Annotated in this window: 20 protein-coding genes; 15 read left to right on the top strand and 5 right to left on the bottom strand. The window is 70.8% G+C overall.

What is annotated here, in order from left to right; translation table 11 throughout:
• The first annotated feature begins 6 nt into the window (after window positions 1–6).
• The 10 genes from BLT43_RS15910 to BLT43_RS15865 all read left to right on the top strand — a co-directional run bounded on the left by BLT43_RS15910 (window position 7) and on the right by BLT43_RS15865 (window position 8624).
• Window positions 7–1629: an AMP-binding protein gene (locus tag BLT43_RS15910; protein ID WP_090114436.1), complete on the top strand. Its 1623-nt coding sequence runs from the start codon at window positions 7–9 to the stop codon at window positions 1627–1629.
• Between the two features lie 14 nt (window positions 1630–1643).
• On the top strand, window positions 1644–2417 hold the full coding sequence (kynA, locus tag BLT43_RS15905; RefSeq protein ID WP_090114619.1) for a tryptophan 2,3-dioxygenase: 774 nt from the start codon (window positions 1644–1646) through the stop codon (window positions 2415–2417).
• 35 nt (window positions 2418–2452) lie between these two features.
• Window positions 2453–3589, top strand: coding sequence for an ABC transporter substrate-binding protein (locus BLT43_RS15900; RefSeq protein ID WP_090114435.1), 1137 nt, complete (start codon window positions 2453–2455; stop codon window positions 3587–3589).
• A gap of 54 nt (window positions 3590–3643) precedes the next feature.
• A complete protein-coding gene (locus BLT43_RS15895; RefSeq protein WP_090114434.1) occupies window positions 3644–4564 on the top strand; it encodes a branched-chain amino acid ABC transporter permease in 921 nt (306 codons plus the stop codon).
• A gap of 38 nt (window positions 4565–4602) precedes the next feature.
• Window positions 4603–5604 (top strand): branched-chain amino acid ABC transporter permease, encoded by a 1002-nt coding sequence (locus tag BLT43_RS15890; RefSeq protein ID WP_090114617.1) that lies wholly within the window; start codon window positions 4603–4605, stop codon window positions 5602–5604.
• Window positions 5597–6346 carry an ABC transporter ATP-binding protein gene (locus tag BLT43_RS15885; protein ID WP_090114433.1) on the top strand — a complete coding sequence of 250 codons (750 nt, stop codon included), beginning with the start codon at window positions 5597–5599 and terminating at the stop codon, window positions 6344–6346. Before BLT43_RS15890 ends, BLT43_RS15885 begins: the two co-directional genes overlap by 8 nt.
• Entirely contained in the window at window positions 6343–7032 is a 690-nt protein-coding gene (locus BLT43_RS15880) for an ABC transporter ATP-binding protein (protein WP_090114432.1), read from the top strand. The genes BLT43_RS15885 and BLT43_RS15880 overlap by 4 nt, the downstream gene beginning before the upstream one ends.
• 2 nt (window positions 7033–7034) lie before the next feature.
• The gene (locus tag BLT43_RS15875) at window positions 7035–7463 is read left to right on the top strand and encodes an acyl-CoA thioesterase (protein ID WP_090114431.1); all 429 of its coding nucleotides are present in this window, start codon (window positions 7035–7037) and stop codon (window positions 7461–7463) included.
• Window positions 7453–7857 carry a RidA family protein gene (locus BLT43_RS15870; RefSeq protein WP_090114430.1) on the top strand — a complete coding sequence of 135 codons (405 nt, stop codon included), beginning with the start codon at window positions 7453–7455 and terminating at the stop codon, window positions 7855–7857. The genes BLT43_RS15875 and BLT43_RS15870 overlap by 11 nt, the downstream gene beginning before the upstream one ends.
• A 155-nt stretch (window positions 7858–8012) precedes the next feature.
• Window positions 8013–8624: a helix-turn-helix transcriptional regulator gene (locus tag BLT43_RS15865; RefSeq protein WP_242652321.1), complete on the top strand. Its 612-nt coding sequence runs from the start codon at window positions 8013–8015 to the stop codon at window positions 8622–8624.
• Here the strand turns inward: BLT43_RS15865 and BLT43_RS15860 are convergent.
• The 3 genes from BLT43_RS15860 to BLT43_RS15850 are packed head-to-tail and all read right to left on the bottom strand — an operon-like array spanning window position 8621 to window position 12258.
• On the bottom strand, window positions 8621–9373 hold the full coding sequence (locus BLT43_RS15860; RefSeq protein ID WP_090114429.1) for a metallophosphoesterase: 753 nt from the start codon (window positions 9371–9373) through the stop codon (window positions 8621–8623). The genes BLT43_RS15865 and BLT43_RS15860 overlap by 4 nt on opposite strands.
• Window positions 9374–9412: 39 nt before the next feature.
• Window positions 9413–10942 carry a CRTAC1 family protein gene (locus BLT43_RS15855; RefSeq protein WP_090114428.1) on the bottom strand — a complete coding sequence of 510 codons (1530 nt, stop codon included), beginning with the start codon at window positions 10940–10942 and terminating at the stop codon, window positions 9413–9415.
• A gap of 47 nt (window positions 10943–10989) precedes the next feature.
• Window positions 10990–12258, bottom strand: a complete 1269-nt coding sequence (locus BLT43_RS15850; protein WP_090114427.1) for an ROK family transcriptional regulator — start codon at window positions 12256–12258, stop codon at window positions 10990–10992.
• A gap of 215 nt (window positions 12259–12473) precedes the next feature.
• Between BLT43_RS15850 and xylF the strand changes: the two genes are divergently transcribed.
• From xylF to BLT43_RS15825, 5 genes are all read left to right on the top strand, one after another.
• On the top strand, window positions 12474–13508 hold the full coding sequence (gene xylF / locus BLT43_RS15845; protein WP_090114426.1) for a D-xylose ABC transporter substrate-binding protein: 1035 nt from the start codon (window positions 12474–12476) through the stop codon (window positions 13506–13508).
• A 114-nt stretch (window positions 13509–13622) separates the two neighbouring features.
• Window positions 13623–14951, top strand: coding sequence for a sugar ABC transporter permease (locus BLT43_RS15840; protein WP_090114425.1), 1329 nt, complete (start codon window positions 13623–13625; stop codon window positions 14949–14951).
• Window position 14952: 1 nt separating this feature from the next.
• Window positions 14953–15747, top strand: a complete 795-nt coding sequence (locus BLT43_RS15835; protein WP_207497612.1) for an ATP-binding cassette domain-containing protein — start codon at window positions 14953–14955, stop codon at window positions 15745–15747.
• A complete protein-coding gene (gene xylB / locus BLT43_RS15830) occupies window positions 15747–17186 on the top strand; it encodes a xylulokinase (RefSeq protein ID WP_090114611.1) in 1440 nt (479 codons plus the stop codon). The genes BLT43_RS15835 and xylB overlap by 1 nt, the downstream gene beginning before the upstream one ends.
• A 215-nt stretch (window positions 17187–17401) precedes the next feature.
• Window positions 17402–18376, top strand: a complete 975-nt coding sequence (locus tag BLT43_RS15825) for a nitroreductase family protein (protein ID WP_090114423.1) — start codon at window positions 17402–17404, stop codon at window positions 18374–18376.
• Window positions 18377–18380: 4 nt separating this feature from the next.
• Here the strand turns inward: BLT43_RS15825 and BLT43_RS15820 are convergent, their stop codons facing one another.
• Window positions 18381–19106, bottom strand: a complete 726-nt coding sequence (locus BLT43_RS15820) for an endonuclease/exonuclease/phosphatase family protein (protein WP_090114422.1) — start codon at window positions 19104–19106, stop codon at window positions 18381–18383.
• Between the two features lie 7 nt (window positions 19107–19113).
• On the bottom strand, window positions 19114–20535 hold the full coding sequence (locus BLT43_RS15815; protein ID WP_242652320.1) for a phospholipase D-like domain-containing protein: 1422 nt from the start codon (window positions 20533–20535) through the stop codon (window positions 19114–19116).
• Between the last annotated feature and the right edge of the window lie 132 nt (window positions 20536–20667).

The following is a 20667-nucleotide window of genomic DNA, read 5'->3' as shown; positions in this document are numbered from 1 at the left end:
GGGACAATGCTGGGACCGACGGCGCATGAGGACAGCTTCGCGCGGGACAACCTGCCGCCGAGGGACCAGTGGCCCGAGCTGCTGCTCGAGGGCTTCGACTACCCCGAGCGGCTGAACGCCGGGGTCGAGCTCTGCGACCGGCTGGTCGAGCGGGGCCTCGGCGACCACACCGCGCTGATCGGCAATGGCCGCCGCCGCAGCTACAAGGAGCTGATGGACTGGACCAACCGGCTGGCGCGCACGCTGGTCGAGGATTACGGCGTCCGCCCCGGCCATCGCGTGCTGATCCGCTCGGCCAACAACCCGGCCATGGTCGCCTGCTGGCTCGCCGCCACCAAGGCCGGCGCGGTGGTGGTCAACACCATGCCGATGCTGCGCGCGGGCGAACTCACGAAGATCGTCGACAAGGCCGAGGTCGCGATCGCGCTGTGCGACACGCGGCTGATGGACGAGATGGTCGCCTGCGCCAAGGGCAGTCGCTTCCTGAAGAAGGTCGTGGGCTTCGACGGCACCGCCAACCACGACGCCGAGCTGGACCGCGCCGCGCTGAACAAGGACGTCACCTTCGAGGCGGTGGCCACGGGGCGCGACGACGTGGCGCTTCTGGGCTTCACCTCCGGCTCGACCGGCGTGCCCAAGGCCACGATGCATTTCCATCGCGACCTGCTGATCATCGCCGACGGCTACGCCAAGGAGGTGCTCGGCGTCACCCCCGACGACGTCTTCGTCGGCTCGCCGCCGCTGGCCTTCACCTTCGGCCTTGGCGGGCTCGCGGTGTTCCCGCTGCGCTTCGGGGCGGCGGCGACGCTGCTGGAGTCGGCCTCGCCGCCGAACATGATCGAGATCATCGAGACCTATAAGGCGACGGTCTGCTTCACCGCGCCCACCGCCTACCGCGCCATGCTGCGCGCGATGGAGGAGGGGGCGGACCTGTCGAGCCTGCGCTGCGCCGTCTCGGCCGGCGAGACGCTGCCCGCGCCGGTCTACGAGGAATGGATGCAGAAGACCGGCAAGCCGATGCTCGACGGCATCGGCGCGACCGAGCTTCTGCACATCTTCATCACCAACCGGCTCGACGACAGCCATCCGGGCTGCACCGGGCGGCCGGTCACGGGCTACGTCGCCCGGGTCGTCGACGAGGACATGAACGAGGTGCCGCGCGGCGAGGTGGGCCAGCTCGCCGTGAAGGGCCCCACGGGCTGCCGCTACCTCGCCGACGACCGGCAGGCGGACTATGTCCGCGACGGCTGGAACCTGACCGGCGACGCCTTCGTGCAGGACGAGGAGGGCCGCTTCCACTTCGCCGCGCGCTCGGACGACATCATCCTTTCGGCCGGCTACAACATCGCCGCGCCGGAGGTCGAGGCGGCGCTCCTGTCGCATGACGCGGTGCTCGAATGCGCGGTGATCGGCTGCCCGGACCCCGATCGCGGGCAGGTGGTGCAGGCGCATGTGGTGCTGGCCGAGGGCGTTGCACGCTCCGAAGAGACGGTCAAGCAGCTGCAGGACCACGTGAAGGCGCAGATCGCGCCCTACAAGTACCCCCGCTCGGTCGTCTTCACCGACGCGCTGCCCAAGACCGAGAGCGGCAAGATCCAGCGCTTCCGTCTGCGGGGGGCGGCGAAGTGAGCGACGATCCGGTCATGCGCTTCGAAGGCAAGATGTCCTACACGGACTATCTCGGCCTCGACGCCGTGCTCACGGCGCAGCATCCGCGCACGGCCGAGCATGACGAGATGCTGTTCATCGTGCAGCACCAGGTCACCGAGCTGTGGATGCGTCTGGCGCTGCATGAGCTCGACGCCGCGCGCGAGGCGATCGCCGCCGACCGGCTGCGCCCGGCCTTCAAGATGCTGACCCGCGTGGCGCGGATCTTCGAGCAGATGAACGCCGCCTGGGACGTGCTCAGGACCATGACGCCCAGCGAGTACACCCGCTACCGCGACGCGCTGGGGCAGTCCTCGGGCTTCCAGTCTTGGCAGTACCGGCTGATCGAGTTCACCGTCGGCAACCGCAACGAGAAGATGATCGGCCCGCACGAGCATCGCCCCGACATCGTCGAGAAGCTGCGCGCCGAGCTTGCGCGCCCGAGCCTCTACGACACCGCCATCGGCTGCCTCGCGCGGGCGGGCTTCGACGTGCCCGAGACGGCCGCGCATCCCGACGACCGCGTCATGGCCGCCTGGACCGAGGTCTACCGCGACCCCGAGACGCATTGGCCGCTCTACGAGCTGGCCGAGAAGCTCGTCGATTTCGAGGATTACTTCCGCCGCTGGCGCTTCAACCACGTGACCACGGTGGAGCGGGTGATCGGCTTCAAGCGCGGCACCGGCGGCACCGGAGGCGTCAGCTATCTCAAGCGGATGCTCGAAACCGAGCTCTTTCCAGAGCTCTGGCACTTGCGTACCAATCTATGACCGGCACCAAGACCGGCATCCACAGGGAGACGAGAATGACCAAATATCTGACGACGACCGCGCTGGCGCTGTCGATGCTCGGCGGGGCCGCCATGGCCGAGCCGGTGAAGGTGGGCATGATCACCACGCTCTCGGGCGGTGGCGCCAGCCTCGGCATCGACACGCGCGACGGCTTCATGCTGGCGGTCGAGGAGGCGGGCAACCCCGATCTCGAGGTCCATATCGAGGACGACCAGCGCAAGCCCGAGGTGGCGGTGCAGCTCTCCGACGAGATGATCCAGTCCGAGGACGTGGACGTGCTGACCGGTATCGTCTGGTCGAACCTCGCCATGGCGGTGGTGCCGGGCGCGGTGCGTCAGGGCAAGTTCTACCTCTCGACCAATGCCGCGCCCTCGCAGCTGGCCGGCAAGGGCTGCCACGAGAACTACTTCTCGGTCTCCTACCAGAACGACAACCTGCACGAGGCGGCGGGGCAGTACGCCACCGACGAGGGCTTCGGCCGCATGTTCATCATGGCGCCGAACTACCCGGCCGGTCAGGACAGCCTCTCGGGCTTCAAGCGCTTCTACGAGGGCGAGGTCGCGAACGAGGTCTACACCCAGCTGGGCCAGACCGACTACGCCGCCGAGATCGCGCAGATCCGCGACAGCGGCGCCGACGCGCTGTTCTTCTTCCTGCCGGGCGGCATGGGGATCTCCTTCATGAAGCAGTGGGCCGAGGCCGGCATCGACATGCCCGTGGTCGGCCCCGCCTTCTCCTTCAGCCAGGACATCCTGCCCGCGATCGGCGAGGCGGCGGTCGGCGTGAAGAACACCGCGCAGTGGTCGAAGGACATCGACAACGAGGCCAACGCCCAGTTCGTCGAGGCCTTCCAGGCCAAGTACGACCGTCTGCCCTCGCTCTACGCGGCGCAGGGCTACGACACGGCGCGGCTGCTGCTCTCGGCGATGGACAAGGCCGACATCTCGGACGCCGACGCCTTCCGCGAGGCGCTGCGCGCGGCCGAGTTCGACAGCGTGCGCGGCGACTTCGCCTTCGGTCCGAACCAGCACCCGGTGCAGGACATCTACGTGCGCGAGGTGATCTCCGAGGAAGGCCAGCTCACCAACAAGATCGTCGCCACCGCGATGGAGGATCGCGGCGACGCCTACGCCGAAGAGTGCAGCATGTAAGCCCCTGCGCGGCGGGCCGGTTCGGCCCGCCGCACCCCTGACGAAAGCGAGCCGATGTCGACGATCCTCTTGATAGAGCAGCTTCTGAACGGGCTTCAGTCCGGGCTGATGCTGTTTCTCATGGCCGCGGGCCTGACGCTGGTCTTCGGCGTCATGGGCCTGATCAACCTCGCGCATGGCTCGCTCTACATGGTCGGCGCCTTCGCCTGCGCCGGCGTCGCCGCCGCGACCGGCTCGTTCTGGCTCGGCCTCGCCGCCTCGATCGCCGCCGCCGCCGCGGCGGGCGCGATCGTCGAGGTGGCGGTGATCCGCAGGCTCTACGCGCGCGACCATCTCGATCAGGTGCTCGCGACCTTCGCGCTGATCCTGATCTTCTCGGAAGGCACGCGCTGGCTCTACGGCTCCTTCCCGCTCTATCTCAACGTGCCGCCCAGCCTGTCGGGCAGCGTCACCCTGCCGGGCGGTATCCAGTATTCGCTGTTCCGCCTCGCCATCATCGGCGCGGGGCTCGCCGTGGCCGTGGGGCTGTTCCTGCTGATCGGCAAGACCCGGATCGGCGTGCAGGTCCGCGCCGGCGAGGCCGACCGCGAGATGATCGCGGCGCTCGGCGTCGACATCCGCCGCCTCTACACGCTGGTCTTCGCGCTGGGCGCGGCGCTCGCCGGCATGGCCGGCGCGCTGGTGGGCACGATCCAGTCGGTGCAGGTCGGCATGGGCGAGCCGGTGCTGATCCTCGCCTTCGTGGTGATCGTCATCGGCGGCATCGGCTCGATCAAGGGCGCGCTGGTGGGCGCGCTGCTGGTGGGCCTCACCGACACGATGGGCCGGGTGCTGCTGCCCTCGCTGTTCGATCTGTTCATGGAAACCTCGGCCGCCACCTCTGTCGGCGCGGCGCTGGCCTCGATGGCGATCTACATCCTGATGGCGCTGGTGCTGGTGGTGCGGCCCGGCGGCCTGTTCGGAGCGCGCGCATGAGCCCGGTCGAGCAGATACCCGCCGCCGGCTCCGAGCCGATGGCCGCCGCCCCCGCGCGCCCGAGCCGCGCCACGCTGGTCAACGCCGCGCTCGGCCTCGGCCTTCTGGCCTTCGGCCTCGGCGCCTGGGCGATGGGCGAGGTGTTCATGGTGACGCTGGCCACCAAGGTCGCGATCCTCGCCATCGCCGGCGCCGGCCTCAATCTCGTGCTGGGCTATGGCGGCCTCGTGTCGTTCGGCCACGCCGCCTATTTCGGTCTCGGCGGTTACACCGCCGGGATCCTCGCGCATCACGCGCTGAACTACACGCCGCTGTTCGAATGGCCCTTCCTGTTCGAGGGCACGACGTCGATGCCGGTGATCTGGCTCACCGCCATGGTGATCGGCGCGCTGGCCGCCGCCGCGATCGGGGCGCTGTCTCTCAGGACCACCGGCGTCTACTTCATCATGATCACTTTGGCCTTCGGCCAGATGATCTTCTACTTCGCCATCTCCTGGCCCGCCTATGGCGGCGAGGACGGGCTGCCGATCTACGTGCGCAACGGTTTTCCGGGGCTCGACACGCTCGACCCGCTGCACTTCTTCGGCCTCGTCTGGGCGGTGCTGATGGCGGTGCTGGGCGGCATCGCGATGCTGGCGCGCTCGCGCTTCGGCCTCGCGCTGCAGGCGGCGCGGCAGAACCGGCAGCGGCTGATGGCGGTGGGGATCCGGCCCGGCGGCGTGCTGCTGACCGCCTTCGTCATCTCCGGTGCGATCACCGCGCTGGCCGGTGCGCTCTATGCCGACCTCAACCGCTTCGTCAGCCCCTCGATGCTGAGCTGGCACCTGTCGGGCGAGCTTCTGGTCTTCCTGATCCTCGGCGGCACGGGCCGGCTCTTCGCGCCGCTCGCGGGCGCCGGGCTCTACATTGCGCTCGAACACCTGCTCGGCGGGGTGAGCGATCACTGGCAGTTCTTCTTCGGGCTGCTCTTGCTGGCCGTGGTGCTGTTCGCGCGCGGCGGCGTCATCGGCTTCCTCGCGGGGGGCAAGCGACATGGCTGATCCGATCCTCGAAATCCGTGGCCTGTCGAAGAGCTTTGGCGCGCTGAAGGCGACCGACGACGTGACGCTCGACCTGCGGCCGGGCGAGATCCACGCGCTGATCGGCCCGAACGGCGCGGGCAAGTCGACGCTGATCAAGCAGGTGACGGGCGAGATCGCGCCCGATGCGGGCGAGGTGCGCCTGTCGGGCCGCTCGCTCGCGGGCATCGACGCGGCGGGCCGGGCCCGGCTCGGCATGGCGCGCAGCTTCCAGGTCTCCTCGGTCGCGGCCGAGTTCACGGTGATGCAGAACGTGGTGCTCGCCGCGCAGGGCGCCTCGGGCGTCACCTTCCGTTTCTTCCGCCCGGTGATGCGCGACGAAGGTCTGGCGGGCCGCGCTCGCGACTGCATCGCGCAGGCCGGTCTTTCGGGCCGCGAGGCGGTGCCGGCGGCGGAGCTGGCGCATGGCGAGCGGCGCAAGCTCGAGATCGCGATGGCGCTGGCGCTCGAGCCGCGCGTCTTCCTGCTCGACGAGCCGATGGCCGGGATGGGCAGCGAGGGCGCGACCGCGCTCGGCGACCTGCTCGACCGGCTGCGCCACCGCGCTCCGATCCTGCTGGTCGAGCACGACATGGACGCGGTGTTCCGCCTCTCCGACCGGATCTCGGTGCTGGTCTATGGCCGCGTCGTCGCCACCGGTACGCCGGACGAGATCCGCGGCAACGCCGAGGTGCAGCGGGTCTATCTGGGGGAGGAGGCATGAGCGCGCTTCTGGAGGTCGAGGAACTGACCGCCGCCTACGGGCAGGTGCAGGCGCTGTTCGGCGTGTCGCTGAAACTCGAAGAGGGCGAGGCGCTGGCGCTGATGGGCCGCAACGGCATGGGCAAGACCACCACCATCGCCTGCATCACCCGGATGCTCGGCGCGCGTTCGGGGCGGATCGCCTTCGCGGGCCACGACCTCGGGCGGCTGCCCTCGCACAAGGCGGCGCGGCTCGGCCTCGGGCTGGTGCCCGAGGGGCGGCGCGCCTTCCGCGGCCTGACGGTCCGCGAGAACCTGATGGCGGCGGCGCGCAAGGGCGAATGGACCTTCGACAAGGTGGCCGAGCTGTTCCCGCGCCTCGCCGAGCGCGCCGACCAGAAGGCCGAGACGCTCTCGGGCGGCGAGCAGCAGATGCTGGTGATCGGCCGGGCGCTGATGACCAACCCGCGGCTCCTGATCCTCGACGAGGCGACCGAGGGGCTCGCCCCGGTGGTGCGGCAGGAGATCTGGGCCGCGATCCGGGCGCTGAAGGCACGCGGCCAGTCGATCCTGATCGTCGACAAGTCGCTCAAGGAGCTGGCCACCGTCGCCGACCGCTGCACCGTGCTCGAGCGCGGCCGCGACGTCTGGCACGGCACGCCGGCCAAGCTCACCCCCGATCTCGCGCATCGCTTCCTGGGGGTCTGATCATGGCGTTCACGGTCCGGCGCCGCGTGCGCTTCGAGCATTGCGACTTCGCGGGCATCGTCTTCTACCCGCGCTATTTCGAGATGTTGAACGCCTGCATCGAGGACTGGTTCGCAGAGCGGCTGGGCCGCAGCTTCGGCCAGATCCACGGGCCCGACGGCCATGCCGTGCCGACGGCGCGCATCGAGGTGAGGTTCACCGCGCCGAGCCGCATCGACGACCCGCTGGAACTGACGCTCGTGCCGCTGCGACTCGGCCGTTCCAGCCTCGATCTGGAGATCACCGTGACCAGCGGGGGCGAGACGCGGCTCGTCGCCGCCTCGACGCTGGTTCACGTCAACAAGGACACCGGGCGGCCGGTCGCATGGCCCGAGGGCCTGCGCGCCGCCATCGCACGCGAACTGGAAGGAGAGCCCGGACATGGGACATGAGATCATCCATCCCGAGGGCTGGGCCCCGGCCAAGGGCTATGCCAACGGCGTGCTGACGCCCGAGGGCCACCTCTTCGTCGGCGGCCAGATCGGCTGGACCGCAAGCCAAGTGTTCGAAAGCCACGATTTCGTCGGCCAGATGGAGCAGGCGCTGCGCAACATCCTCGCCGTGGTCGAGGCGGCTGGCGGTTCGGCCGAGCACATCACCCGCCTGACCTGGTTCGTCACCGACAAGCGCGAATACCTCGCGCGCCAGCGCGAGGTGGGCGAGGCCTACCGCCGGGTGCTGGGCCGGCACTTTCCGGCGATGACGATGGTGATCGTCGCCGGTCTGGTCGAAGACGAGGCGCTGGTCGAGATAGAGGCGACGGCCGCGCTCCCGGCCCGCGTGTAAACTCTGTTTCCGACCCACCGTCATGTCCCTGATGCATCGTCCTGTGCTAAAGTGAATCCGGGGAACGGCGCGTTCATTCCGCATTCAGCGCAGCCTGTTAGGTGACGAAGCACGCGCCTGGGCGCGGTGTGACGCATGCGCTGAGGGGGAAATTCGTGATCGGCTATTCGCAGGTCCGGGACGAGATCGAGAGGCTGGCACCGGCCGGGCATTACATCGCTCTGGGTATGGCCGAGGGCGCGCCCGGCTTCGAGGCGATCGCGTTGCCGCAGGACTGGACCACGCTCTACAACCGCGAAGGCTTCATGCCCGACGATCCGGCGCTGCGCTGGATCCGGAACGCGGCCGGCACCCGGCGCTGGTCCGAGCTGGCGCGGCAGGATCCGCGCGGCGTGATCCGCAGCGGCTGGGCCTACGGGCTGCGCTACGGTGTTGTGGTCTCGATCCATGGCGGCGGCCCGCAGCAGCGTCGCAGCTACGCCGCCTTCTGCCGGCGCGACCGCGAGTTCAGCGACCGCGAGGTCGCGCGGCTGCACAGCCTGATGCAGAAGCTGCACGTCGCGCTGGTGCCGCCGGTGCCGCTGACGCAGGCCGAGATCGAGGTGCTGAGCCGGATCAAGTCGGGCTGGCGGCTCAAGCAGGTGGCGTTCGAGCTGGGCGTGACCGAGGGCGCGATCAAGCAGCGCCTGCGCAACGCCCGCGCCAAGCTGGGCGTCGCCACCGGGGCGCAGGCCGCGACGCGGGCGAGCGACCTGGGGCTGATCTAGGCCTCGGGCTCGGGCCGCAGCGGCACGCGGCCATCTTCGGTCAGAAGCCAGACCGCGCGGTCCTCGATCACCGCCGGCACCAGCGGCCGGCCATAGGCCGCGCCGCCGTCGAGATCGACGCGGTTGCCGAAATGGCGCGGCCGCTCGAGCGCGGTGTGGCCGTGCACGACCAGCCGCCCGTGATCGCGCCCGTCTTCCAGCCAGCCGTTGCGGATCCAGACGAGGTCGTCCTCGGACTGCTCCTGCATCGGCACGCCCGGCCGGATGCCGGCATGGACGAAGAGCGCGGCGCCGCGCTCGTGCCAGAGCGGCAACTCGGCGAGGAACTCGCGATGCGCGCGCGGCACCCGCGCGACCGCCTCGCGATGCACCTCGTAGGGGTCGCGCCCGGCGACCGGGGCGAGGCCGTAGCTCTCCAGCGTGGTGTCGCCGCCCAGCCGCGGGTCGAGCCAGCCGAGATCGGGCCGCAGGCCGGGGTCCTGCCAGTCCGGGTCGTCGAGGAAGTTGCGGAACAGCCTGTCATGGTTGCCCAGCAGCACGGTCCATGGGGCGTCCCCGGCGATGCCGTCGATCAGCATGTCGAGCACGCGGCGGCTGTCGGGGCCGCGATCGGTGAGGTCGCCGAGATGGATCACCGGCGCGGCCGCGTCGCCGCAGCGCGCGCGGTCCTCCGCGATCAGCGCATGCGCGCGAGCGAGTTTCTCGGGGTGGCCGTGGATGTCGCCGATGGCGTAGCTGCGTGTGTCCATGGCCCGGACACTAGCGCCGGACCCGGTCGGCGCAAGCGCCTAGCCGGGCAGGGCGGCGCGGTCGATGACCACCGTGCCGCCGGCCTTTGCCGGGTGCGGCCCGGTGACGGTGCCGTCGGGCCACTCCACGGTGATCTCGGCTGCGGTCGCGTCGCCCAGCCCGACATGCAGCGGCAGCAGCTGCCCGCCCGCATGGCCGCCGCCCACCGTCTTCTGGATCACCTGGCTGCCGGTCTCCGTCTCGACGGTGACGCGCGCGCCGATGGCGTCGCGGTTGCCGCCGGGCTGGCGCAGTTCGATGGCGAGCCAGTGGCCGGTGCCGTCGGTCACGTTGCGCCACAGCTCCATCGGCGCGCGGCGGTTGACCACCACGAGGTCGAGCCGCCCGTCGCCGTCGAAATCGGCCAGCGCCGCGCCGCGCGAGCGCTCCGTGGTGGCGACGCCCGCTTCGATCGAGGCCTCGGCGAAGGTCCCGTCGGGCTGCTGCATCAGCAGGTTGTTGGGGTCGCGCATGGTATTGGTCGGCATCTGGTCGACATTGCCCTTGGCGATGAACAGATCGGCGCGGCCGTCATTGTCGATGTCGCCGAACTCGGCATGCCAGCCGGTCGAAGGGCGGCCGTCATCGCCCAGATGCGGGCGTTGCGCGTAGGAGCCGATGGCATAGGGCGCGGCGGCATAGCTGCCGTCGGCCTGCGCGATCTGCAGGAGCTGGTCGCCCATTGAGGTCAGCATCACCTCGTCGCGGCCGTCACCGGTGAGGTCGCGCGAGGCGATGCCCATGCCCCAGAGCGAGACGGTCGGCCAGCCCTCGGCTTCGGTCAGGAAGCGGCCTTCGCCGATATCCCACATCTGCTCGTAGCCGCCGCGCACGTAGTAGTGCCGGTCGTTCGAGATCCGCAGCGCCGGCCTGCCGCGCGCGTCGCGGGCGGCGAGCATGGAGAGCGCGCAGAAGCCGGGATCCAGCCTCTCTTCGCTCCAACCGCCGGGCACGGGCCGCAGGATCGCGTTGGCGTCGCAGGCCTCGAACGGCCCCTCCGGGTCGGCGCGGTCGACATAGTTGCCGATGGCCATGACCGGGCGCGCGTCGTCCTCCCACCACGCGGTGAAGCTGGTGCTCCAGGCGTCGTCGGGCGGCAGGCCCATCGCCGTGGTCGCGTCCTCGAAGCGGCAGTCGCCCAGGCCGCGCAGCAGCCGGTTCGGCCCGGCGCGCAGGACGACGAGATCCGGGTGCCCGTCGGCATCGGCGTCGAGCGGGTAGGCGCCGGTGACGCCGGTCAGCTCGGGCAGGGGGGCCGCGTCGAAGGCGTAACCGCCGCGGTTGCGCAGCAGCCGGGCGGGGGTCTCGCCACCGGCGGCGAAGATGTCGGGCCGGGCGTCGCCGTCGCAGTCGAACACCGCGACGCCGCCGCCGACGAAATGTTCCCAGCCGCCGGAATAGACGTGCCGGGGCAGGGCGCTCGAGCGGTCCTCAAAGCGGGGGCCGCCCTTCGCCGGGTTGGCCTGAGCCGGGTCGGCCTGCGCCGCCCCGGCCGCGATCAGGATGGCCGATGCAAGAATGGCTTTCATTTCACCTGTCCGGAAATTCGCATGGCACCCACCGTCCCGCCCGCGCCTCATGCGGCGCGCGCCTCGGATAGAACGGTCTCGGTCACCGCCGCCAGCGCCAGCGCAGACGCGCCGCGCGCCCAGACGAGGTCGCCCCATGCGTGGATCTCGACCCGCGCGTGGCGGCGGGCATCGACCAGCGCCAGACCCTGCATCTCGGTCAGGACCTCCTCGGCGTAGAGGTAGTCGTAGCGCATGCGCTCGCCCGACAGGATCACCAGTTCCGGGTCGAAGAGCTGCACCACGTTCGACAGCCCCAGCGCGAGGTAGCGCCCGGCGCGGCGGAAGATGGAGCGGGCGGCGCGGTTGCCGGCCTTGGCTTCGGCGAAAAGCGCGTCGAGCATGAGCTGCGGGCTCTGCGGCGCGCGGCCCAGCGCGGTCGCGGCCTCGCGCGCCAGCGCGTAGTCGGCGAGATAGGCCTCGAGGCAGCCGCGCTTGCCGCAGCGGCACAGCGCGCCGTCGAGATGCACCTTGGTGTGGCCCAGCTCCAGCCCCATGCCGCGCGTGCCGCGATAGAGCCGGTTGTCGATGACGAGGCCCATGCCGACGCCGTGCTCGATCGTCACCACGGCGAAGTCCGGGCGCTGGCGGCCGGCGCCGAACCACAGCTCGGCCAGGGTCAGCATGTTGGCGTCGTTGTCGATCAGGACGGGGCGGCCGAAGCGCTTGGTCGCGGCCTCGCCCAGCGGCATGTCGGCCCCGGCGAGATGCGGCGACCAGAGCACGCGGCCGTTCTCGTGGTCGACCATGCCGGACAGCCCGACGCCGATGGCCAGCAGTTCCGAGACATCGCGCCCGGCCTGCGCCAGCACCGCGTCGATCAGCGCGCCGATCTCGCCCAGCGTCTGCTCGAGCGTGCGCCGCGTCGGCGGGGCGGGGCGGGCGGCATCGGCGAGGATGGTGCCGGCGAAATCCGCGAGTACCGCGGTGTTGCGCTCGTCGGAGATCTTGATGCCGACGACCAGTCGCCCCTCGGCCACCAGTTCGAGCGCGACAGGCGGGCGGCCGCGCGTGGTGGCGCCGGGCGCGCCGCCCTCGACCTCGCGCAGAAGGTCGCGACCGATCAACTCCGAGGTCAGCGTCGTGACCGAGCCGGCGCTGACGCCGAGGGCGCGGCTGATGTCGGCGCGGGCGGCGCGGCCCTGGGCGCGGACATGTTCGAGGATCTGCTGGCGCAGCGGCCGCGCCTCGCGCTGCGCGCCCGGCATCAGTGGCCCGACGCCCTGTGGCGCATCGGCCACGCTGGCCGCCCTCCCCGCCGCCTCCAGGTCGGTCATAGTTCGATCCCCGAATTATTTGTGGGCCTCCTCCGGCCGATCCTTGCGCGCAGCACGGGATTTCGGCCTCCCACGGTCGGAAGTTAGCCGTGTTTCGCTACGTTTTGCAAAATATATTTTGACAAGCAAACTTAATATGCCAGTGTATCGGCATCCGGCCCGGGGAGGGCCCGGTCTCCCGGTGGGACGGGAGGACATGATTAGGGAGGACACCCATGCGCAACGCAATTTGGGCCGCCGTCGCCGCGACGGTCGGCTTCAGCACGGCCGCGATCGCCCAGGACGAGGGCATGACCGTCGGGGTCAGCTGGTCGAACTTTCAGGAGGAGCGCTGGAAGACCGACGAGGCCGCGATCAAGGCGGCGCTCGAGGCGGCCGGCGCGGAATACGTCTCGGCGGACGCGCAGTCGTCCTCCTCGAAGCAGCTCTCCGACGTCGAGAGCCTGATCGCGCAGGGCGTCGACGCGCTCATCATCCTCGCGCAGGACACCCAGGCCATCGGCCCGGCGGTGGACGCGGCCTTCAACGAGGGCATCCCGGTCATCGCCTATGACCGCCTGATCGAGGACGACCGCGCCTTCTACCTGACCTTCGACAACATCGAGGTCGGCCGGATGCAGGCCCGCGCCGTGCTCGAGGCGGCGCCCGAGGGCAACTACGTGATGATCAAGGGCTCGCCCACCGATCCCAACGCCGACTTCCTGCGCGGCGGCCAGCAGGAGGTGCTGCAGGAGGCGATCGACGCCGGCAAGATCACCATCGTCGGCGAGGCCTACACCGACGGCTGGCTGCCCGCCAACGCGCAGCGCAACATGGAGCAGATCCTGACCGCGCAGGACAACCAGGTCGACGCCGTGGTCGCCTCGAACGACGGCACCGCCGGCGGCGCCGTGGCGGCGCTGACCGCGCAGGGCATGGACGGCATCCCGGTCTCGGGCCAGGACGCCGACCACGCCGCGCTGAACCGCGTGGCCCAGGGCACCCAGACCGTCAGCGTCTGGAAGGACAGCCGCGAGCTCGGCCGCGAAGCCGGCGAGATCGCGATCGAGCTGGCCTCGGGCACCGAGATGAGCGCGATCGAGGGCGCCGAGGAGTGGACCTCGCCCGCGGGCACCACGCTCACCGCGAAGTTCCTCGACCCGGTGCCGGTGACCAAGGACAACCTCGCCGTGGTCGTCGATGCCGGCTGGATCGACCAGGAGACGCTCTGCCAGGGCGTGTCGGGCGGCCCCGCCCCCTGCGACCAGTAAGACCGAACCCGGCGGGCCCCGAGCGGCCCGCCGGACCGGCCCCGCGCCAGCGCGCCGGGGCCCTTGCCCCTCCCGCCCGCGCGCCGCGCGGCCCCTTCCAGCGAGGATGGCTTCATGTCCGACGCACATGCCAACCCCATTCCGAGCACCGCCAAGGATGACCGGCCCGCGCCCAAGGCGCCCGCCAAGAGCTTCCTGAGCCAGCTCGAGATCGACCTGCGCCTTCTGGGCATGGTCGGTGCCTTCGTTCTTGTCTGCATCGTCTTCAACGTGCTGACCGACGGGCGCTTCCTGACCCCGCGCAACATCTTCAACCTGACGATCCAGACCGTCTCGGTCGCCATCATGGCCACCGGCATGGTGTTCATCATCGTCACCCGCCACATCGACCTCTCGGTCGGCGCGCTGCTGGCCACGGCCTCGGCCGTGATGGCGATGATGCAGACCCGCTGGCTGCCCGACACGCTGGGCCTGCCGCTGGGCCATGCCGCTCTGCCCTGGCTCGCGATCCTGGCCGGCCTGCTGGCCGGCACGCTGATCGGCGCCTTCCAGGGCTGGCTGGTGGGCTACCTGACCATCCCCGCCTTCATCGTCACGCTGGGCGGCCTGCTGATCTGGCGCAACGTCGCGTGGTACCTGACCAACGGCCAGACCATCGGCCCGCTCGACGAGACCTTCCAGGCCTTCGGCGGCATCAACGGCACGCTGGGCGCGACCGGAAGCTGGATCTTCGGCCTGATCGCCGCCGCCGCCGCCGTGCTGGCGCTGCTTTCGGCCCGCCGCTCCAAGGCCGCGCATGGCTTCCCGGTGAAGCCGATCTGGGCCGAGGCGGTGCTGATCGGCATCGCCGTGGTGGCGATCCTGGGCTTCGTGGCGCTGCTCAACGCCTACGAGGTACCGACCCGGGTGCTGGAGCGCGACTTCGCCGCGCGCGGCCTCGAGATGCCCGAGGGCACGACCGCCTCCTACGGCATTCCCTACTCGGTGCTGGTTCTGATCGCGGTGGCCGTGGTGATGACGGTGATCGCCCGCAAGACCCGCCTGGGGCGCTACATCTTCGCCACCGGCGGCAACCCCGATGCCGCCGAGCTGTCGGGCATCAACACCCGCTTCCTGACCGTGAAGGTCTTCGCCATCCTCGGCGCGCTGGTCGCGATCTCGGCGGTGGTGGCCTCGGCCCGACTGACCAACCACTCGAACGATATCGGCACGCTGGACGAGCTGCGCGTCATCGCCGCGGCGGTGATCGGCGGCACGGCGCTGTCGGGCGGGATCGGCACGATCTACGGGGCGATCCTCGGCGCGCTGATCATGCAGTCGCTGCAGTCCGGCATGGCGATGGTCGGCGTCGATGCGCCCTTGCAGAACATCGTCGTCGGCACCGTCCTCGTGGCCGCCGTGCTGATCGACATCATCTACCGCCGCCGCGTGGGAGGGAAATGAGATGACCATGACCGAAACCGCGAAAGCGGACCCGCGCGCCGCCGGCGAGACGCCTCTGGTCGAGCTGAAGGACATCAGCATCGCCTTCGGCGGGGTGCAGGCGGTGGACGGCGTGTCCATCGACCTCCACCCGGGCGAGGTGGTGGGCCTTCTGGGCCACAACGGCGCCGGCAAGTCGACGCTGATCAAGATCCTCTCGGGCGCCTACCGCATGGACTCGGGCGAGATCCGGATCAACGGCCAGAAGGCCGAGATCCACTCGCCCCGCGACGCGCGGCGCTACAACATCGAGACGATCTACCAGACGCTGGCCTTGGCCGACAATCTCGACGCCGCCTCGAACCTGTTCCTCGGGCGCGAGATCACCACGGCGCTCGGTTTCGTCGACGACGCCAAGCAGGAGGCCGAGACGCGCAAGATCATGGCGCGGCTCAACCCGAACTTCCGCAAGCTCAACGAGCCCGTCTCGGCGCTGTCGGGCGGCCAGCGGCAGTCGGTGGCCATCGCCCGCGCGGTCTATTTCAATGCCAAGATCCTGATCATGGACGAGCCCACCGCCGCGCTCGGCGTGCACGAGACGGCGATGGTCGCGGACCTGATCAAGGAGCTGAAGGCGCAAGGCCTGGGCATCTTCCTGATCAGCCACGACACGCGCGAGATGATGGAGCTGTGCGACCGCGTCTCGGTGATGAAGAACGGCCAGCTCGTGGGCACCGAGCGGGTCGAGGACGTGACCGAGGACGACATCCTGTCGATGATCATTCTCGGCAAGAACCCGAAACGCGAGCCGGCATGATCTCGATCGGCCTCGATCTCGGGACGTCGGGCATCAAGGCACTGGCGGTCGGCGAGGATCAGTCGATCCTCGCCGAGGCCGGCGCGCCCCTGACCGTGTCCCGCCCGCAGGACGGCTGGTCCGAGCAGGACCCGGCCGACTGGATCGCCGCCGCCGAGGCGGCGATCGGCGCGTTGCAGGGCAAGATTGACATGGGCGCGGTGCGCGCCATCGGTCTGTCGGGCCAGATGCATGGCGCGACGCTGCTCGACGCGTCCGACCGCGTGCTGCGGCCCTGCATGCTGTGGAACGACACCCGCAGCCATGCCGAGGCGGCCGAACTCGACGCCGACCCGAAGTTTCGCGAGATCACCGGCAACATCGTCTTCCCGGGGTTCACTGCGCCGAAGGTCGAATGGGTGCGGCGACACGAGCCCGAAACATTCAAAGCGGTCCGCAAGGTACTGCTTCCTAAGGATTACCTTCGTCTCTGGCTGACCGGAGAGCACGTGGCCGAGATGTCGGACGCTGCCGGGACCGGCTGGCTCGACGTCGCCGCGCGGGCCTGGTCGGACGATCTGCTCGCCGCGACGGGGCTGTCGCGCGCGCAGATGCCCCGGCTGGTCGAGGGCTCCGAAGTCTCGGGCCGGCTGCGGCCCGAACTCGCCGCGCGCTGGGGCCTGCCCGATGGTGTCGTCGTCGCGGGCGGCGGTGGCGACAACGCGGCCTCCGCGGTGGGCGTGGGCGTGGTGACGCCGGGCACGGCCTTCGTGTCGCTCGGCACGTCGGGCGTGCTCTTCGCGGCGACCGACGGCTTCCGCCCCGATGCCGCGAGCGCGGTGCACAGCTTCTGTCACGCTTTGCCGGGCAGCTGGCACCAGATGGGCGTGATCCTCGCGGCGGCCGACGCGATGAACTGGTTCTCGGGCATGCTGGGCAGCCCCGCCGCCGCGCTGACGGCGGATCTGGGCGAACTGCGTGCGCCGTCGCGCACGCTGTTCCTGCCGTATCTCGGGGGCGAACGCACGCCGCACAACGACGCGCATGTGCGCGCCTCCTTCCTGCATCTGGGCCACGAGACCGACCGCGCGGCGATGGTGCGCGCGGTGCTAGAAGGGGTGAGCTTCGCGATCCGCGACAGCCGCGACGCGCTGGCCTCCACCGGCACGCGGTTCGACCGGCTGATCGGGGTCGGCGGCGGCACCCGCTCGGAGTACTGGCTGAAGGCGATCGCGACGGCGCTCGATATGCCGGTCGAACTGCCGGTGGCGGGGGACTTCGGTGGCGCCTTCGGCGCGGCGCGGCTCGGTCTGATGGCGGCGACGGGTCAGGGCGCGGAGATCGCGACCGTGCCGCCGATCGCGCGGGTCGTGGCGCCGGTGCCGGAGTTGACGGGGGCGTTCGACGAGGCGCATGGGCGCTATCGCGGCGCCTATGCGGCGCTGAAGGCGCTGGGCTGAACGCAAGGCCGCTGCCCGGCGGGAACCGTGGCTGCGATGTCACATCTTCGGCGGCGGCCATTCGAATAAGATAGAATAATCATGGTGCTGCGGCCCGGTCTTCAAGTCCGGTTCGCACCACACCCCACGGAACGGTCACGGCCTCTTGCCGTCGGGGCATCCGTCGCTAGGGTCTTCGGCGGTCGCGCCCCCTCGGGCGCCCAGGAGGCGCAGCGATGCAGGACGACGAGTTCCGGCAGATCGTGGCCGAGGCGCGCAGCGCGCCTTCGCCGCTCAACAGCCAGCCCGCGCGCTGGACCCGCAAGGGCGACAGCATCCTGATCGGCTGCGACCCCGACGCGGTGCTTTCGGTCAGCGACCCCGGCTGGCTCGCCGCGGGGCTGGCCTGCGGCGCGGCGAGCGAGGCGACGATCCTCGCGCTTTCGGCCCGCCGCTTCGGCGCGGGCTTCACCGACCAGTGGGCGGGTGATGACCGCGACACCCTGCCGGGGCTGCGGCTGGCCGCGCGCATCACGCTCGAGAGCGAGACGGCGCCCGATCCGCTGGCCCGGCAGCTCGCGCGCCGCTTCATGCATCGCGGCCCCTACGAGGAACGCGAGGTCGACCTCTACGGCTGGACCCGGCGCGACACGATCCTCGTCACCGATCGCGGCCGGCGCGAATGGCTGGCCGACCTGTTCGAGCAATCCGCGATCTCGCATCTGCGCCGGCCCGAGGCGCGGCGCGAACTGGTGCGCTGGCTGCGGCTCGGGCCGCGCCACCCGCGCAAGCGGTTCGACGGGCTCGACCGCGGCAAGCTCGGCCTGTCGCCGCGCGCGGCGATCGAGATGCGCGGCCTGCTGGGGCCGCTTTGGCGCCCGGCGGATCTCATGGGGCTGACGGCACGGCTGAGCGGCGAGGGGCCGCAGATCCGCAGCGCCGCGGTGATCGCGCTGTTCCACCGGCCGCGCGGCGAAAGCCCGGTGACCTCCGGGCGCGCCTATCTGAGGCTGCTGCTCGAGGCGGCCAAGCTCGGTCTCGCCGCCTGGCCGATGGGGGCGCTGACGGCCGAGCCCGAGGCGCGGCAGGAGATCGCGCGGCAGGTCGGGCTCGACCCCGAGCGGCGGCTCCTGCGGGTGGTGCGGCTGGGCCCGGCCGGCGATCCGCCCGAGCGCCGCGCGCGCCGGCCACTCGAGGAGCTGATCGTCTGACGCCTCAGGCGTGGTGCAGGTCGGCCCAGATCGGCAGGTGATCGGAGGCCGCCGGGGCCGGCGGCGCGTGCCAGACCCCGGCCTCGGCCACCACCAGGTCGGAGGAGGTCGCGATCCGGTCGAGCGCCGCGACCGGCCGTCGGGAATGGTAGCTGCGCCCTGGCGCATGGATCGCGAAGCGCCGCGCCAGTCGGCCGAGGCCGGTGCGCTCCGACCACTCGTTGAGATCGCCCGCCAGCACCGTCGGCATCGCCGGCAGCTCGGTCAGCTCGTCGAGGATATGCGTGAGCTGCAGCCGGCGCGACTGGCGCAAGAGCCCCAGATGCAGGCCGCCCACCCGCAACGGGCCGGCCGGGGTGTCGAGATCGGCGGCGATGGCGCCGCGCGGCTCGAACCCGGGCAGCGCCAGCCGGTGCATCCCGCGCAGCTCAATCCCGCGGCGCAGCAGCATGGCGTTGCCGTGCCAGCCGAGGCTACGGGCCGACTGGCCGAAGGGCGCCACCTCGAGCTCGGAAAGCTGCGCGAGATGCGCCAGCTCGGTCGCCGGGATGGCGGTGGGGCGTGCGCCCAGCCGCAGGTCGGCCTCCTGCAGCACGACGATGTCGGGCTCCAGCGCCGCGATCACGCTGCAGATGCGCGCGGGGTTGCGGCGGCGATCGGTGCCGAGCGCCTTGCGGATGTTGTAGCTGACGAGACGCAGCCGGCCGGGCCGGAGATGGGGATGGCTCATGCGTTCTTCATAGCATGGGGGCGCCGAGCCGGAACACGCCCTCGGCCAGCCTGCGGCCGAGACCGGGCCGGCGCACGCCCTCGCGGCAGGTGGCGGCCTCGGTGGCGAACCACTCGGCCAGGCCGGCGACGGAAGGCCGGTCGTAGAGGAAGATTGCCACCTCGAAGTTGAGCAGCATCGAGCGCACGTCGAAATTCGCGGTGCCGGCCCAGGCCACGTCGTCGATCACGCCGGCCTTGGCATGGGTCATCTGGCCCGGCAGCTGCAGCACCCGGCCGCCGGCCTCGTGCAGCGCCCGCAGATAGGCGCCGCGCGCGAAGTCGGCGATGCGCTGGTTCGATTTCGCCGGCACCATGACCCGCACGTCGACGCCGCGCCGCGCGGCGGTGCAGAGCGCGGCGTTGAGCGGCTCGGTCGGCAGGTAGTAGGGCGTGGCGATCCAGACCCGGCGGGTGGCGGCATGGATCATCTGCACCAGCACGTCGTGCAGCGGGTCGAGATGGGTGTCGGGCCCCGAGGGCACCACCTGCACCACCGCCTCGCCGGGGCGCGCGGCGACATGCAGCGGCGGCAGCGGCTCGACCTCGCCCTCGGCCACGCCCCAATCGGCGCGGAACACGTCCCACAGCGTCTCCACCGCCGGGCCCTCGAGCGTGAAGGACAGGTCGCGCCACAGGTCGGGCCGGCCGATCTCGGGCGCGCCCGAGGCCGGGAAGCTCATGTATTCGAGGCCGACATTGCGGCCGCCGGTCCAGGCGCGGGCGCGGTCGGCGATGATCATCTTGCGGTGGTTGCGCAGGTTCATGTGGCCCTGCATCGGCCAGTTCAGGAAGGGCTGGTGCCAGCGCAGCTCGCCGCCCGCCACCATGAAGCGCTCGAGCGCCTCGCGCGGATGGAAGAAGCCGCCCAGCCGGTCGATGATCAGCCGCACCCGCACGCCGGCGCGGACCTTCTCGGTCAGCCGCTCGATGAAGTCGCGGCCCAGCGCGTCGTTGTGGATCAGGTAGAAGGTGACGTCGATCTCGTGCTCGGCCGTCTCGATCAGCTCGCGCATCGCGTGGCGCGCGTGGTCGGCGTCGCGGTGCAGCTCGATCCGGTTGCCGCCCTTCGCCGGCGGCAGGCCGAAGGCACGAAACGCCTCGGAGGCGCCCTGCGCCGGATCGGCGGGGCAGCCGCAGCCCGGGTCGGAGAAGCGGATCGTCGGGTGGCGGTCGTTCTTCTTGCGAAAGCCCAGCGCGAAGAAGAGCGGGATCGCCACGTAGGGGATCAGCAGGATGGCCAGCAGCCATGCCGCCGCCGATTGCGGCGTGCGGCGCTGCTGCAGCAGCATCACCGTCGCGGCGAGCGCGAGGCCGACACCGATCACGGTGAACAGGATGGTGTCGGTGGAAAACAACTCGGTCCGGTCCTTCTTCCGCGGCAGCAGCAAGGGCAGAACGCCGCCGCGATGCAAGCGGGTTCCGCGCGGCGCAACGTTCGGGCCGGTGGCGTGGCGGGGCTGCACAGGCGCTGCGCGGGGCCGGCGATTGGACCGGGGCGCGCCGCTGACTAGATCGGAGGC

Source organism: Limimaricola pyoseonensis, from assembly GCF_900102015.1.
Taxonomy (GTDB): domain Bacteria; phylum Pseudomonadota; class Alphaproteobacteria; order Rhodobacterales; family Rhodobacteraceae; genus Limimaricola; species Limimaricola pyoseonensis.
This window is presented reverse-complemented; position numbering and strand designations above follow the sequence as displayed.

Excerpts from the sequence above, each read along its gene's own strand:
- BLT43_RS15835 (WP_207497612.1), top strand. The coding sequence starts at position 14,953 with ATGACCATGACCGAAACCGCGAAAGCGGACCCGCGCGCCGCCGGCGAG.
- BLT43_RS15855 (WP_090114428.1), bottom strand. The coding sequence starts at position 10,942 with ATGAAAGCCATTCTTGCATCGGCCATCCTGATCGCGGCCGGGGCGGCG.
- BLT43_RS15885 (WP_090114433.1), top strand. The coding sequence starts at position 5,597 with ATGGCTGATCCGATCCTCGAAATCCGTGGCCTGTCGAAGAGCTTTGGC.
- BLT43_RS15890 (WP_090114617.1), top strand. The coding sequence starts at position 4,603 with ATGGCCGCCGCCCCCGCGCGCCCGAGCCGCGCCACGCTGGTCAACGCC.
- BLT43_RS15820 (WP_090114422.1), bottom strand. The coding sequence starts at position 19,106 with ATGAGCCATCCCCATCTCCGGCCCGGCCGGCTGCGTCTCGTCAGCTAC.
- BLT43_RS15840 (WP_090114425.1), top strand. The coding sequence starts at position 13,623 with ATGTCCGACGCACATGCCAACCCCATTCCGAGCACCGCCAAGGATGAC.
- BLT43_RS15900 (WP_090114435.1), top strand. The coding sequence starts at position 2,453 with ATGACCAAATATCTGACGACGACCGCGCTGGCGCTGTCGATGCTCGGC.
- BLT43_RS15875 (WP_090114431.1), top strand. The coding sequence starts at position 7,035 with ATGGCGTTCACGGTCCGGCGCCGCGTGCGCTTCGAGCATTGCGACTTC.
- kynA (WP_090114619.1), top strand. The coding sequence starts at position 1,644 with ATGCGCTTCGAAGGCAAGATGTCCTACACGGACTATCTCGGCCTCGAC.
- xylF (WP_090114426.1), top strand. The coding sequence starts at position 12,474 with ATGCGCAACGCAATTTGGGCCGCCGTCGCCGCGACGGTCGGCTTCAGC.
- BLT43_RS15880 (WP_090114432.1), top strand. The coding sequence starts at position 6,343 with ATGAGCGCGCTTCTGGAGGTCGAGGAACTGACCGCCGCCTACGGGCAG.
- BLT43_RS15825 (WP_090114423.1), top strand. The coding sequence starts at position 17,402 with ATGCAGGACGACGAGTTCCGGCAGATCGTGGCCGAGGCGCGCAGCGCG.
- BLT43_RS15850 (WP_090114427.1), bottom strand. The coding sequence starts at position 12,258 with ATGACCGACCTGGAGGCGGCGGGGAGGGCGGCCAGCGTGGCCGATGCG.
- BLT43_RS15895 (WP_090114434.1), top strand. The coding sequence starts at position 3,644 with ATGTCGACGATCCTCTTGATAGAGCAGCTTCTGAACGGGCTTCAGTCC.
- BLT43_RS15860 (WP_090114429.1), bottom strand. The coding sequence starts at position 9,373 with ATGGACACACGCAGCTACGCCATCGGCGACATCCACGGCCACCCCGAG.
- BLT43_RS15870 (WP_090114430.1), top strand. The coding sequence starts at position 7,453 with ATGGGACATGAGATCATCCATCCCGAGGGCTGGGCCCCGGCCAAGGGC.
- BLT43_RS15910 (WP_090114436.1), top strand. The coding sequence starts at position 7 with ATGCTGGGACCGACGGCGCATGAGGACAGCTTCGCGCGGGACAACCTG.